This window comes from Acinetobacter sp. CAU_H_56, from assembly GCF_058599425.1.
The window spans coordinates 642184-655138 of record NZ_CM178654.1; the positions used below are offsets into that span (position 1 = coordinate 642184).

General features: G+C 41.0%; 13 protein-coding genes. 11 read left to right on the plus strand and 2 right to left on the minus strand.

Annotated features, from left to right (window positions below):
* Window positions 1-196 precede the first annotated feature (196 nt).
* Both ygfZ and AC4MCC_RS03175 read right to left on the minus strand, forming a co-directional pair.
* Window positions 197-922, minus strand: coding sequence for a CAF17-like 4Fe-4S cluster assembly/insertion protein YgfZ (gene ygfZ / locus AC4MCC_RS03170; RefSeq protein ID WP_312210017.1), 726 nt, complete (start codon window positions 920-922; stop codon window positions 197-199).
* Between the two features lie 115 nt (window positions 923-1037).
* Complete coding sequence (locus AC4MCC_RS03175) at window positions 1038-3200, minus strand: multicopper oxidase family protein (protein WP_491885675.1); 2163 nt, start codon at window positions 3198-3200, stop codon at window positions 1038-1040.
* Between the two features lie 748 nt (window positions 3201-3948).
* Between AC4MCC_RS03175 and acnD the strand changes: the two genes are divergently transcribed.
* The 11 genes from acnD to AC4MCC_RS03230 all read left to right on the plus strand — a co-directional run bounded on the left by acnD (window position 3949) and on the right by AC4MCC_RS03230 (window position 12547).
* On the plus strand, window positions 3949-6555 hold the full coding sequence (acnD, locus tag AC4MCC_RS03180; RefSeq protein ID WP_491885676.1) for a Fe/S-dependent 2-methylisocitrate dehydratase AcnD: 2607 nt from the start codon (window positions 3949-3951) through the stop codon (window positions 6553-6555).
* A 151-nt stretch (window positions 6556-6706) separates the two neighbouring features.
* The gene (locus tag AC4MCC_RS03185; RefSeq protein ID WP_419364659.1) at window positions 6707-7294 is read left to right on the plus strand and encodes an AbiTii domain-containing protein; all 588 of its coding nucleotides are present in this window, start codon (window positions 6707-6709) and stop codon (window positions 7292-7294) included.
* Entirely contained in the window at window positions 7278-7601 is a 324-nt protein-coding gene (locus AC4MCC_RS03190) for a hypothetical protein (RefSeq protein WP_419364657.1), read from the plus strand. Before AC4MCC_RS03185 ends, AC4MCC_RS03190 begins: the two co-directional genes overlap by 17 nt.
* A gap of 161 nt (window positions 7602-7762) precedes the next feature.
* Window positions 7763-7906 (plus strand): zinc ribbon-containing protein, encoded by a 144-nt coding sequence (locus tag AC4MCC_RS03195; RefSeq protein ID WP_179993182.1) that lies wholly within the window; start codon window positions 7763-7765, stop codon window positions 7904-7906.
* A gap of 120 nt (window positions 7907-8026) precedes the next feature.
* A complete protein-coding gene (locus tag AC4MCC_RS03200; protein WP_491885677.1) occupies window positions 8027-8605 on the plus strand; it encodes a DUF4126 domain-containing protein in 579 nt (192 codons plus the stop codon).
* Window positions 8606-8801: 196 nt separating this feature from the next.
* Entirely contained in the window at window positions 8802-9008 is a 207-nt protein-coding gene (locus AC4MCC_RS03205) for a hypothetical protein (protein WP_034705268.1), read from the plus strand.
* A 128-nt stretch (window positions 9009-9136) separates the two neighbouring features.
* Window positions 9137-9358 (plus strand): hypothetical protein, encoded by a 222-nt coding sequence (locus AC4MCC_RS03210; protein WP_004785142.1) that lies wholly within the window; start codon window positions 9137-9139, stop codon window positions 9356-9358.
* Window positions 9359-9507: 149 nt separating this feature from the next.
* Window positions 9508-9756, plus strand: coding sequence for a DUF6868 family protein (locus AC4MCC_RS03215; protein ID WP_419364655.1), 249 nt, complete (start codon window positions 9508-9510; stop codon window positions 9754-9756).
* A 124-nt stretch (window positions 9757-9880) separates the two neighbouring features.
* A complete protein-coding gene (locus tag AC4MCC_RS03220; protein ID WP_419364653.1) occupies window positions 9881-10594 on the plus strand; it encodes an SIMPL domain-containing protein in 714 nt (237 codons plus the stop codon).
* A 744-nt stretch (window positions 10595-11338) separates the two neighbouring features.
* The gene (locus AC4MCC_RS03225) at window positions 11339-11794 is read left to right on the plus strand and encodes a hypothetical protein (RefSeq protein WP_005237111.1); all 456 of its coding nucleotides are present in this window, start codon (window positions 11339-11341) and stop codon (window positions 11792-11794) included.
* Between the two features lie 87 nt (window positions 11795-11881).
* A complete protein-coding gene (locus AC4MCC_RS03230) occupies window positions 11882-12547 on the plus strand; it encodes a pseudouridine synthase (protein ID WP_004785137.1) in 666 nt (221 codons plus the stop codon).
* Window positions 12548-12955: the final 408 nt, after the last annotated feature.

Genomic DNA, 12955 nt, shown 5'->3' on the forward strand with positions numbered 1-12955 from the left:
TTTCAGGCTTTGTAAATACTGAATATGTGACTAATTACAAATTATTTGAGAATCATATAGGAGATGAATCAATAAAAAAGTGCTCGGTTTAAGGTGTGTTTTATTCAGTCAATTTTTTTCTATTTAGTTGTTTAGCCTAATAAAAATAAAAAAGGCCAGAATTGAATTCTGGCTTTTGCATCAAGAGAACTGTTGGTTATTGTGGACGTGCTACATCACCACTTAAAGCTTCAGGTAATTCCAGAACCTGTACGTCCAGCTCAGCCAATGCTTCAGGTTTGGCAACCACTAAAGCCTGATAACCCTCATCTGTACCAATACTATTAACCACTTCGACGTCATTGTGCAGCTTGGTCGCAACAGCAGGTGCTTCGCCTGTACCTTGAATCAAATGCAACCAGTGTTTTGGCTTGGCTTTAAACCATAAGCGAGCAATCACTTCCTGACCCAGATAACAGCCTTTGTCATAGTGAATGCCTTCACGTTGATGCAGACGCAATTCCTGTGGCTGGAACAGGGTCGCGGTAGCTGCTTGAATCCAGGCCTGACCTGAGGCAATAGCTTGCTGTTGCCAAAGGGTAATATCCGTTTCAGTTTCAACAAAATCAGTCTGGATATCATTGATAACTGGATAAACCGGGCCAACCTGCTCCAGTTTCATTTTTGAAAAAGCGCCAAACTTTTTAATATGGCTGGCCAGTTCTGCTGCCTGATCTTCAGGGCTGACAATTTCGAAGCTTTCCGGATTAATTTTTTTCAGCCAGATACCAAACTGGATACGTCCTTTCAAGCTACAGATCGCTGTATAGCGAGTCAGGTTTTCAGCCAGAGTTTCGACATTTAAAGTAACTTGACCCTGAAGGAATTTTTGCGCATCTACTCCATTCAGCGTAAATAAGGTAAAAGCAGGAGATGTTGCCATGATCAGCCTCAGTTTGAATACTCAAAATCAATCAAGCTATTGTGCAGCAAGCATTTAATAGAGGCAAACAAAAAAGCCAACAATCGGGATCGTTGGCCTTTTCAGGAGTGTCTAATTAGTGATGATGAGATGAGGTTGGCAGAGGTGAATCACAAGGGAATTTACCTCCACAGACCCGTACCGTTTCCATCATGCCCTGATCTTCATGATCGAGAATATGACAGTGCTGTACAAAATCACCTTCAAATTTCTTGTAATGACTTCGAAGAATAAATTTATAGTTCGCCTTGATAAACAGGGTATCCTTGAATTGTCCTTTCATACCACGATATTGCACATCATCTGTATCATTATCATCAGGCGCTAATTCACTCACATCAACTTCTTTGGATTCGCCATTAGGGCCAGTGACAGTTTTTAAGATTTTAACAATCTGGAATGGATTAACATGAATATGGAAAGGATGGCCACCAAAAGCTTCGGTCGTCAGTTCCCATTCATCCGTCTGTCCAATTTGTAACTGACGCACATATTCACGATCCGGGTCTTTGGCATGAGTCCGACCGACTGATCCTTCGCCATCAAATGCATCTCCAAAACTGAGTAAGTCACCATCTTCTTTATGACGGAAGCCAAATTTAAGGCCATTTGCGAAAGCCAGTTCAAATTTACTGTATTGTTTCGGTCTGGAGGCAACCAGCTTGTCAATTGCTGGAGTCATCAATGATGGATGATCAGTAAAGGCAGTAAGATCAAGTTTGGATAACTGAGTCTGAATCTCTTTGCTTAAACCAATTTTTTTCGCGCGCTCTTGCAGGAACTGGGCAGGAGTCTGCGCTTTTGTTTTGCTTGCCTGTACATTGACCCATCCCAGTAGTTGGGCATTGAAAGGGTGGTTTGGAGCTAGTTGAGGAGTAATTTGACCCATTGGGATCGGTGCATTCACTTCATCCTCAATATTTAATTTGGAGTCATAAATACAGTATTTATTGGTGGTTGGGAAGGTAACCATTGCATCATGACGATAACCAGGCTGGAACACAGACAGTGTTCTGCGCTGTACCTGAGTCATGGTCAAACCATCTTGAGCAATCGTATAAACAGGTAAGCTTTTTAAACTCTCATTAAACTCTTTTGGATCTGCTTCCTGATATGCCAGACAGGCTTTAAGGGTGTCTGCGGCGCTAAATTTACTGGAGTTTGGCAGTTCTTTAATAATCAAACCAATGGTGTCGCGTACACCACCATGAATCATGCGCCAGCGATTAAAAGCATTCTGTTCAACTTTAATCTCTCCTAAAACTTTACCATTGATAGACGTATAAAAGTTCTGGCCGGCCCAAGAGCCAGGATTAGCGATATCTGTATAATCTTCAAGTAATCCTAAGCCTTTACCTTCGCAATTATTGGGAGTGTCAAATTTTACATCCGGGCCAGGGTTAGAGCATCGATATTGAATTTGCTGGAACAACAGGATGTTTTCATTTGGATAGCTATTTTTTTCTTTCCATAAAATGTCCATATCGCCTGTTTCAGTGACTTTGCCATTTTTTACTTTTGGTGTTCTTGAGCCTTCTACAATTAATGGGCCTGCCATACCGCTCGATACCTGAATAGCCGTTGAGCCATGCAGATGGGCATGATACCAGTAGGTGCCTGCCGGATGATTCGGCTCCATTTTGTACTGATAATCAAATTTTTCCTGAGGTTTAAATTTCAGGAAAACATTATCACTATTGCCTTGAGGACTTACCCAGAAGCCATGGGTATGCAGGTTAGTAGTATTGAAACAATGTGGATCGTTCACATTATCCACTTTGTCTGGGCAGGTGGCTTTCTGTTCAGGTGGAAGCTGGTTATTTAGGTTAATTTTCAGGGTTTCACCTTGTTTCACCCGGATCTGAGGACCGACTAAAAGATCTTCAACAGACTCTCCAGCCTTTTTCTTGTTAAACAAGCTGGCATTAGTGAGATAACCTCTGACGAACAGTTGATCCCAGGTACTATTTCTCGGATTGTAAATCTTGCCGGTTTTATAAGCGACGATCAGTTCATGGGTGCCTTTGGAATTTTTTTGCAATAGTGGCGGATTGCTAATCAAAGTATCGGGTGTTGTTGGAGTAGGTTGTGGGTTGTTGGGATTATTGGGAGTGGTTGGTGGGTTAGGGTTGTGGGGAGTTGGCGGTTTAGGATTGGAGGGATTTTTACCTCCATTCCAGCTTGCTGCCAGTACAGCGATCACTGCAGCAACGATACCAATAATGGCGAGTTGTATCATTGTAATCACCCTTATGTGCTTTTGTGATGAGTGTTGTTGTTGTGAAGTAATTCGAGGGTAGATTTACAAAGTTGAGATACAGACTGTTATCACCAAATTAGGGGGAGGGCGATAGACGGTAGGCTGAAATGACGTGTGTAAAGTATTTTAGAAAGGGATGCGTTTCATAAGCCTATGTTTATGCATCGTTGTCCTATAAATATTTAACGTATTTCTAAAATTGTAAGAAAGTCTTAAAAAATATATGGAATTGAGAATGTAACTTATTTCGGGGTATGTCGAACCTGAAAAATGATTTTTTTCGCCTAAACTCATTGAGCAATATCTGCAATGAAATTTACCATTCATGGTTAAGATCTACGCTTAATACTGAAATAAAAAACGTAGATTCGGTGTTTTATTAAATGAGCTATTTCTAAAATTAAAAAATTCTAAGCTTTGATTTCATATGAAATTTATACTTAAACTGATTCGAATAAATCGATTATTTTTTATGCGGTTATCCACATCTCATACTAAAGAATGAGACAGATTTAGGCCGTTTTTTCAGAAAAAACGCAATTTAGAGTCAAAATTCTAAAGTATGGGTCATAAATTTTGGTAAAAATGCCATTTTTAATATTTAAATATATGAAAACTATAAGATTTGGGAAATGGACTTTCGACAGCGTACAATGCCTTTATTAAAAAACAAGTCATCAAGATATTTTGATGAATAAAAAGAGTAATGAAAGAGGGCAGGCAAGCTATGAACAATAACTACCGGAAACCGCTGCAAGGTACCCAGCTGGAATATTATGACGTGCGTCAAGCCGTAGAAGATATTCAGCCAGGCGCATATGCCAAACTTCCTTATACATCTAAAGTGCTGGCCGAGCAGCTGGTACGCCGTTGCGACCCTGCGATTTTAGAACAGTCTTTACGTCAGTTGATTGAGCGTAAACAGGAACATGATTTTCCTTGGTATCCGGCGCGTGTGGTGTGTCATGACATTCTGGGGCAAACGGCACTGGTCGATCTTGCCGGTCTGCGTGATGCGATTGCCGATCAGGGCGGTGATCCCTCTAAAGTCAATCCAGTGGTTCCAACCCAGCTGATCGTCGATCACTCATTAGCAGTGGAATACGGCGGCTTTGACCCAGATGCATTTGAGAAAAACCGTGCAGTAGAAGACCGCCGTAATGAAGACCGTTTCCATTTTATTGAATGGACCAAAACTGCGTTTGAAAATGTTGATGTGATTCCTGCTGGTAACGGCATCATGCACCAGATCAATTTGGAAAAAATGTCACCGGTAATACAGAATCGCGATGGCGTGGCATTCCCGGATACCTGTGTCGGCACAGACTCTCATACCCCACATACCGATGCGTTGGGTGTGATCTCAGTGGGTGTTGGTGGTCTGGAAGCCGAAAACGTGATGCTGGGCCGTGCATCTTGGATGCGTCTGCCAGACATTATCGGTGTCGAATTAGTAGGACAGCGTCAGCCGGGCATTACCGCAACCGATATCGTACTAGCTTTAACTGAATTCCTGCGTAAAGAACGTGTAGTTGGAGCTTATCTGGAATTCTTCGGTGAAGGCGCGGACAGCATGTCAGTCGGCGATCGTGCCACGATTTCCAATATGACCCCGGAATATGGCGCAACTGCGGCCATGTTCTATATCGATCAGAACACCATTGATTATTTGACGCTGACTGGTCGTGAATCTGAACAGGTCAAACTGGTTGAAACCTATGCGAAAAAGATTGGTCTGTGGTCATCAGAAATGACTCAGGCAGAATATCCACGTGTACTGCGTTTTGACCTATCGACTGTCACCCGTAACATCGCTGGTCCATCCAATCCACATGCGCGTGTATCAACGTCTGACCTGAAAGAAAAAGGCATTGCGGGTGTGGTAGAAAACCGTACTGATGGTTTAATGCCAGATGGTGCGATCATCATCGCGGCGATCACTTCATGTACCAATACGTCTAACCCACGTAATACTGTGGCAGCAGGCTTGTTGGCACGTAAGGCTAATGAGCTGGGTCTAGTACGTAAACCTTGGGTGAAATCATCTTTTGCACCAGGTTCTAAAGCAGCGGCGTTGTACCTAGAAGAAGCGGGTGTACTGAAAGATCTGGAAAAACTCGGTTTTGGTATCGTGGCTTATGCATGTACCACCTGTAACGGGATGTCTGGTGCACTTGATCCAAAGATTCAGCAGGAAATTATCGACCGTGACTTGTATGCGACAGCAGTCTTGTCGGGTAACCGTAACTTCGATGGTCGTATCCATCCTTATGCGAAGCAGGCATTTTTAGCATCTCCACCGTTAGTGGTTGCTTATGCGATTGCGGGTACCATCCGTTTTGACATCGAAAAAGATGCCTTAGGCACAGACAAAGATGGCAATCCAATTTACCTGAAAGACATCTGGCCATCGGATGAAGAAATTGATGCTTTGGTAAAAGAGTCCGTGAAGCCGGAACAGTTCAAGAAAGTGTATATTCCGATGTTCGATCTGGGTGAGCGTGAGCAGGCAGCAAGTCCGCTGTATGACTGGCGTCCGCAAAGTACTTATATCCGCCGTCCGCCATACTGGGAAGGGGCATTGGCTGCACCGCGTACTCTGGCAAATATGCGTCCGTTAGCCATCCTTGGCGATAACATTACTACCGATCATTTATCTCCATCGAATGCGATTGTGTTGGATTCGGCAGCGGGTCAATATCTGGCGAAAATGGGCTTGCCTGAGGAAGATTTCAACTCTTATGCAACGCACCGTGGTGACCACCTGACTGCACAGCGTGCAACCTTGGCGAATCCGAAGCTGTATAACGAGATGGTGGTACGTTCTGACGGCACCATCAAGCAAGGTTCTAAAGCACGTGTGGAGCCGGAAGGTGAAGTGATGCGTATGTGGGAAGCGATTGAAACCTATATGAACCGCAAGCAACCGCTCATCATTGTTGCGGGTAAAGATTATGGTCAAGGTTCAAGCCGTGACTGGGCTGCGAAAGGTGTGCGTCTGGCAGGTGTAGAAGCGATTGTTGCTGAAGGTTTTGAGCGTATTCACCGTACGAATCTGGTGGGTATGGGCGTTCTTCCACTTGAGTTTAAACCGGGTACAGACCGTAAAACTTTAAATTTAGATGGTACTGAGCTGTATAGCGTGATTGGCAATATTGCACCGCGTTCGACTTTGACTCTGGTGATTGAGCGTGCGACTGAAGATGGCAAAAAACAGACCATTGAAGTGCCGGTGACTTGCCGACTGGATACTGAAGAAGAAGTCTCTGTGTATGAAGCGGGTGGGGTATTACAGCGCTTTGCGCAGGACTTTTTAGAAGGAAATGTGGCTTAATTTTTCTAGTTACTAGTAAAAATCTCCCCTAACCCCTCTTTAGAAAGAGGGGAACTCCCTCCTTTTTAAAGGAGGGTTGGGGTGGATTAAAGTGATTGAAATTGTTTAAAAAAGACCCTACTGTTAAGTAGGGTCTTTTACTGAGAAAATGATGTCTTTATTAAGAGAAATTCAGAGCGAAGCAGTTAGTCCTGCAACTAAAGTTTCTGATTTACTACGAAAATGTAAAATTTTGGCATATCGTTTAGGCAATGAAGATTTTAAAAAGTGGGTAGAGTCAGAACTAAATGGATATTCATCAGATGACTTATTACCTTCTTATAGAATATTAACTGTAGGTTCTAAAGGTAATTTCGTAGGGAGTTTTGGTAGTAGTTTTTCTAATGCGGATATGCCGATTCATGGTCTTCCAGAAAGGTTACAAGAAAAACAAATAAAAGCCGAATTCCACCAACCAATTGCAACTGTAGAAAGCTATTCTTTGAATAAAGAAGGATATTTAACCCAAAGTTGGGATCCTGCGATCTTGGCTCAGTATGGGGCGAATATGTATAGTGATTTGAATTGTATACAAGCATGGAAAGTGATTTCTATAGCATCAGTGATTGGTATAGTTGATACCGTAAAAACTAGAATCTTGAATTTCGTCCTAGAAATTGAGGTCTTGAATCCTGACGCTGGTGAAGCTGCTTTAAATTCCAGCCCAATCCCCCCAAGAAAAAGTGAGCCAGATCTTTAATATAAATATTTCAGGCGATGTTCAAAACTTAGCTTCAGGAAATTATCACAGCACTATCCATCAAGAAATTAATAACTCTCAAATTCCTCAAGAGTTTTTAGATTTATTAAGCACGTTGAGAGAATCTGAAATCGAGGAAGAGTTAGTTAGCGATCTAGAACTAAGAATCGAAAAATTAGGAACCTTAATTGGAACACCAGAATATACTTCCCAATATGGTGAGCTAATGAGTTTTCTCTCTACTCATGTCACTATATATACTTTCTTAGCTCCATTTATTCCAATGCTATCAAGCTATTTATCATAGAAAGTGAAAGTGACTAGGCGCAGCGAAGAAATATCATTAAATCACAAATAAAAATATCACTTAGCTTTAACGACACTATCATTTACAAAAATGGACAATAGACATTCATCACAACAGAGTTATACTGCTTAGACCATTTTCTAAAACAACGGAGAACAAAGATGGTTACAGCTGGCTCAAAACCGGGAACAGGTTTCTATTTTTGTGTTCAATGCGGACATCGCGTCTTCTTAGAAATTGGTACAGACCGACTACCACCGTGTACCAAATGCCTCGGCACCCAATATAACGATAAGGTTGCCTAAGCACACGATATTCAAAACAGAAGATCCTGTTTTAAATAAAAGCCCTATCACCCGATAGGGCTTTTTTGTTAGCGTATAATTTGGATCATAAAAACGGCTTAAATCTCAAGGATAAGCAGCATGGAAACAATCCTCGGTTTATGTATCGGTATCGGCTTGAGTGCAGCCTGTGGTTTCCGTGTTTTTGTGCCTTTGCTGGTGATGAGTATTGCCGCATTGATGGGCTGGTTTGAACCGATGACCGGTTTTGAATGGCTGGCCATGCCGGCAGTCTGTCTGGCTTTAGCCATCGCGACTATCTGTGAAATTGCTGCGTATTATATTCCCTGGGTGGACAATGCCATCGATACGATTGCAACGCCTGTTGCCATGCTGGCCGGAACTCTGACAACGATGGCTGCCAGCAGTGGAGAAATGTCCCAGTTTAAAGCTTGGGCAGCAGCGATTATTGTCGGTGGTGGAACAGCAGGGGCCGTGCAAATGAGCAGTGTTGCAGCACGCGGACTATCAACTGCTACCACAGGCGGTGTTGCGAATCCGGTACTCTCAACCGGAGAGTGGATCGGGGCTATTCTGTTATCCATCCTGTCATTGCTTTTGCCAGTGTTAGCTGCCTTGCTGGTCGTAATACTAGCCATCATGGCGATTCGCTGGATACGTCAAAAAAAGAAAATCAAGCTAGAAAATTCCGCCTTATAAGAGTCAGATAAATAAATATTTATCACTAATTTTTAACGAAATATTTGCTTAAAGAAAGGTTCTCATCTTGTTCATTAAATTGCTTGATTTTTATTCAATAAAGTCATAATTTTATTATGGGATTGCAAAAGGCATAATTTTTGTATGGTTTTATTTGTGGTTTAACTTGATAAAAACAATATTAGGGGAACTGTAAATGATTAAATTTATTGTAGATGAACAAGAGTCTGCCCAAGGCGTGCACTATATTCATAACGCAACTGAAGGCTGTGAAGACCTGCCAGAATTTGATAACCAGATTCTGATTGGATATTTTGCCAATTATGATTTGGCTTATAAACGGGCAAGAATGAACTGGCCGAGGGAGAAAGTAGAGGGCTGTCATAAGTGCTGTACAGAATGAGATTTATAAATATATTGGGCGTCATTTAAAACCTGCTATACAGTGGGTTTTATCATTTATTTTGTTTGAAAATTGATCAATTTGACCCCATTTAAAATTATAGATTTATCATGTTTAGGGCTGCTCAATTGCAACATTATCTTGATCTCAATCATGACTCGGGTGTGGCCAATTATGAGATTGGCAATGAGTTTATTCGGGTTCAATTCAAGAAAACCTCGAAAGTGTATACCTATAGTTATAGCAGTGCAGGCTATCAGCATGTGGAAAATATGAAACAGCTGGCCCAGTATGGTGATGGCTTAAATGCCTATATCAATCATCATACCCGTCATCTGTTTGTACGCTAAAAAATGATCGTTGGAAGTTAGAACTGAAACTTTTAGCTCAAAATATTTAAACCATTTCTCTTTAGATCACAGATACAAATCAGTAGTTCCTGAAGATTTGATTGATCTGTTAACTTAATGATAGATGGCTCTACAGGCAGGGAACCACTATGGATCTCAATTTCTGGTGTCGGTTTTTACTTTATACATTGGCTTTAAATTACGGCATCTTAATGCTCTGGTTTTTGCTGATTGTCTTTGCACGAAACTGGGTAAAACGATTGCATGGTCAATGGTTTCAGCTCTCAGATTCGACCTTTGATGCCATTCATTATGGCGGCATGGCCATCTATAAAATCGGGATATTCCTGTTCAATCTGGTGCCGCTGATTGCCATATTTTTGATTGGGAAAAGTTAGGAGATAAAACTTTCCAAAGTTCCAAGAATAAATAAAACTGATAGTCACTTCAGCATTACACGGAGCAGTTTAAGGCTTAAAATGCTCGAAACAGAATAACAATATGAAAAAGGAGTTCGGATCAATGAATCAGTTTAAACCCGCCTTGATTTTAGGTGCTTTAATCGGCTTGGGAATGATTATTGCCGGATTTATTCTGGGCAATAGTGCGGTCAAGATTAAACAGTATGAGCGGATTGTTTCCGTAAAAGGGCTGTCTGAACGTGAAGTGAAAGCCGATGTTGCAGTCTGGCCGATCCGTTTTAGTGGCGGTAGTCAGGATCTGACCGAACTGTATGACACCATGGAGCTACAAACCCAGCAAATTCAGGCTTTCTTAAAAGGTGAAGGTTTTAAGGCAGAAGAAATTACCACGGGTTCTCCAGTCACTACAGATAAATACGCACAGCAATACGGCGGTGATGCCAATGTCGCGCTACGTTATACCGCACATCAGACCATTACAGTTTATACCCACAATATTGATGTAGTCCGTGCAGCGCAAACCCGTCTGGTCGCTCTGGGTAAAAAGGGCATTGCTTTTGGTGGTGATGATTCCGGGCAAAGAACTGAATATATTTTTACCAAACTGAATGACATCAAACCGGCGATGATTGAAGAGGCCACGCAAAATGCCCGCAGTGTGGCAGAAAAGTTTGCAGCGGATTCTCAAAGCCGTCTCGGGAAAATCAAGACAGCCAATCAAGGTCTGTTTAGCATTGAGGACCGTGACAGCAATACGCCTTATTTAAAGAAAGTTCGTGTGGTTTCTACAGTGGATTATTATCTGGCGGATTAAATAGCTGGAAAATTGAAAATAATAGTCTGAAAAATTTAGAGCAGAATGAAGTTTTAAATGAAGATAAATTCCAGTAATTCTGCTCTTTCTGTAATAAAATATCCTTATTTTGAGGTAAAAGGTAAAAAATTCTTCTACAGATATATTTAAAGAAAAATATTTTCAAAAACTGGGAAAATTAAAAAATCTTAGGAAATTAATTTTGCCGCAGCTTGGCTACTATAGATCTCAAGGGTGTGATGGGATCGAAAAGAGTAGCATGCTGTGAGTGGCGCAAAACGCGAGTGCAGTACGAACCCAAAAGGTCTCGATTCGGCTTAGGACGCTATAGACCAAAAGTTTATAGGCTATAAGATCATTTCTTACAAAGAGTGATAGTTGAAGTAAACCATCAAGATGTTTTCCCAACACCCTCAAAATTTTCTCTTCTAATAATAAATCTTCTCCTCCAAACTGCTGAATACCTTCCTTACCCAGTCACTTATATTCTTCCTAAATAGCTGTAAATTCATTTGAGATTCAAATAAATACTATTTTAATCACATATCTAATCTATTTTATTTACAGCCTATTGCTTTCAATTATCCTTTATTTAAATACTATTCTAATGTCACTGGTTGTTTATAAGTATTTGATATAAATAATTTAAAATATAATATGTTTAATATTTGCTCACAAATTATATCCTTGAAAAATAAAACAGAATGCTATGATAATTTTGCATATAAGAAAGGGGCACGTCCCATGAAAAAATATGAATTAGAAATCAGTTATCCGCATCAGGAAGAAGACGAAGCAGAGCAGCTTGGCAGCTTATCGGCAGAAGAAATTCTCTCTACTTTCAAATCCATTAACTGGCAACAGTTACGGATTTTACAATTACAAATGCAAGCTGCGATTACCACATTTACCGTGACAGACTCCGATACTGAACAGTCGATCCAGATCACGCTGAATGAACTGGCGCCATCAGGTCAGCTTGAGTTCAGGCTGGAAAGTGATATTGAAGTCGAAGCTCAGCATAAAATTCTGGGATTGTTTAGCCTGAAAAACAAAGACTATGTGTCATTTCGCAGTCTGACTATGTCACAGGTTCAGCAATATCTTATGACATTCTTAAATGAAGATCTCGACAGCCTGAAAACCCAGTATCAGTCAGGTCATTCAGTATCTCCCATCAGTGCAGCGTCCAAAGCTTAGTCGGGCACTGCTTCTGCAATAGGGCTGGATTGACAGTATTCCCTGACATTGTTATTTTGCGTATTTTCTCCTGAATGCTTAAAGCACATGCCTATTAACGACAACTTTGTCTACGCACCGCCTCAAGACCCATTGCATATTCTATATGAAGATGATGATCTGGTCGTCATTGAGAAGCCGGCCGGTTTGTTGTCTGTTCCGGGACGTTTGCCTGAGCATCATGACAGTGCTTATCTACGGGTACTAGAGCGTTATCCGAATGCCAAAATTACCCATCGTCTTGATATGGCGACGTCTGGCATCCTGATGTTTGCCAAACATCGCGATGCCGAAGTGGCGGTCAGTAAAATGTTCCAGGCACGTACAGTCAGCAAGCACTATATTGCGCTGGTACAGGGAGAAATTCAGACCGAGGGCAGTGTCGATGTGCCTTTAATTACTGACTGGGAAAATCGCCCACGGCAAATGGTACATTTTGAACTGGGTAAAGCTGCCAAAACACTATATCAACGGCTGGAATATCTGCCTGAGCAAGACATCAGCCGGGTATTACTAACGCCAATTACTGGGCGTTCACATCAGCTCAGAGTCCATATGCTGCATATTGGTCATCCGATTACGGGCGATAAAATCTATCATCCGGAACCAACGCGTAGTCCTCTTAATCGCATGGCCTTGCATGCCAGTGAACTGACTTTTACTCAACCATTGAGTGGTCATAAAGTTGAAATTCTTGCACCTGCACCATTTTAGTAAAATTTAAGCATTCAAAAAATGAATATAGATTCTGATAAATATTTAAATTTCAGTAAGCTGCAACAGAAATGTCAGAATTTATTTCAATCATCGGAAAATTATGGAGTTGAATTTAAGCAGTTTTCTAGAAAAATTATGTTCTGAATCATGTCTTATCAAGTAATGATTTTTTGAAATTAAAAAAGTGTATCCGGAAAAATTTCAGGAATCATTTAAGGGGGATTTATCACTTTATCTTTAGTTTAACTGTTTGATCTGTCTATTTTTATTAGGTTTTTCTCAAGATTTTCAGCCTATCCGGAATTTGTACTTATAACATTTGATATAAAAATAAAAACCACTCTAATCAATTATTACCAACAGATTCATTTTAAGTAAATTGATAGGCATAAAAATATTAAGGTT

What these genes read in the sequence shown, in the direction of transcription:
- AC4MCC_RS03195 (WP_179993182.1), top strand. Translation starts at nt 7,763, where the DNA reads ATGGTTACAGCTGGCTCAAAACCGGGAACAGGTTTCTATTTTTGTGTT.
- acnD (WP_491885676.1), top strand. Translation starts at nt 3,949, where the DNA reads ATGAACAATAACTACCGGAAACCGCTGCAAGGTACCCAGCTGGAATAT.
- AC4MCC_RS03175 (WP_491885675.1), bottom strand. Translation starts at nt 3,200, where the DNA reads ATGATACAACTCGCCATTATTGGTATCGTTGCTGCAGTGATCGCTGTA.
- AC4MCC_RS03200 (WP_491885677.1), top strand. Translation starts at nt 8,027, where the DNA reads ATGGAAACAATCCTCGGTTTATGTATCGGTATCGGCTTGAGTGCAGCC.
- AC4MCC_RS03220 (WP_419364653.1), top strand. Translation starts at nt 9,881, where the DNA reads ATGAATCAGTTTAAACCCGCCTTGATTTTAGGTGCTTTAATCGGCTTG.
- AC4MCC_RS03215 (WP_419364655.1), top strand. Translation starts at nt 9,508, where the DNA reads ATGGATCTCAATTTCTGGTGTCGGTTTTTACTTTATACATTGGCTTTA.
- AC4MCC_RS03230 (WP_004785137.1), top strand. Translation starts at nt 11,882, where the DNA reads ATGCCTATTAACGACAACTTTGTCTACGCACCGCCTCAAGACCCATTG.
- AC4MCC_RS03205 (WP_034705268.1), top strand. Translation starts at nt 8,802, where the DNA reads ATGATTAAATTTATTGTAGATGAACAAGAGTCTGCCCAAGGCGTGCAC.
- AC4MCC_RS03185 (WP_419364659.1), top strand. Translation starts at nt 6,707, where the DNA reads ATGTCTTTATTAAGAGAAATTCAGAGCGAAGCAGTTAGTCCTGCAACT.
- AC4MCC_RS03225 (WP_005237111.1), top strand. Translation starts at nt 11,339, where the DNA reads ATGAAAAAATATGAATTAGAAATCAGTTATCCGCATCAGGAAGAAGAC.
- ygfZ (WP_312210017.1), bottom strand. Translation starts at nt 922, where the DNA reads ATGGCAACATCTCCTGCTTTTACCTTATTTACGCTGAATGGAGTAGAT.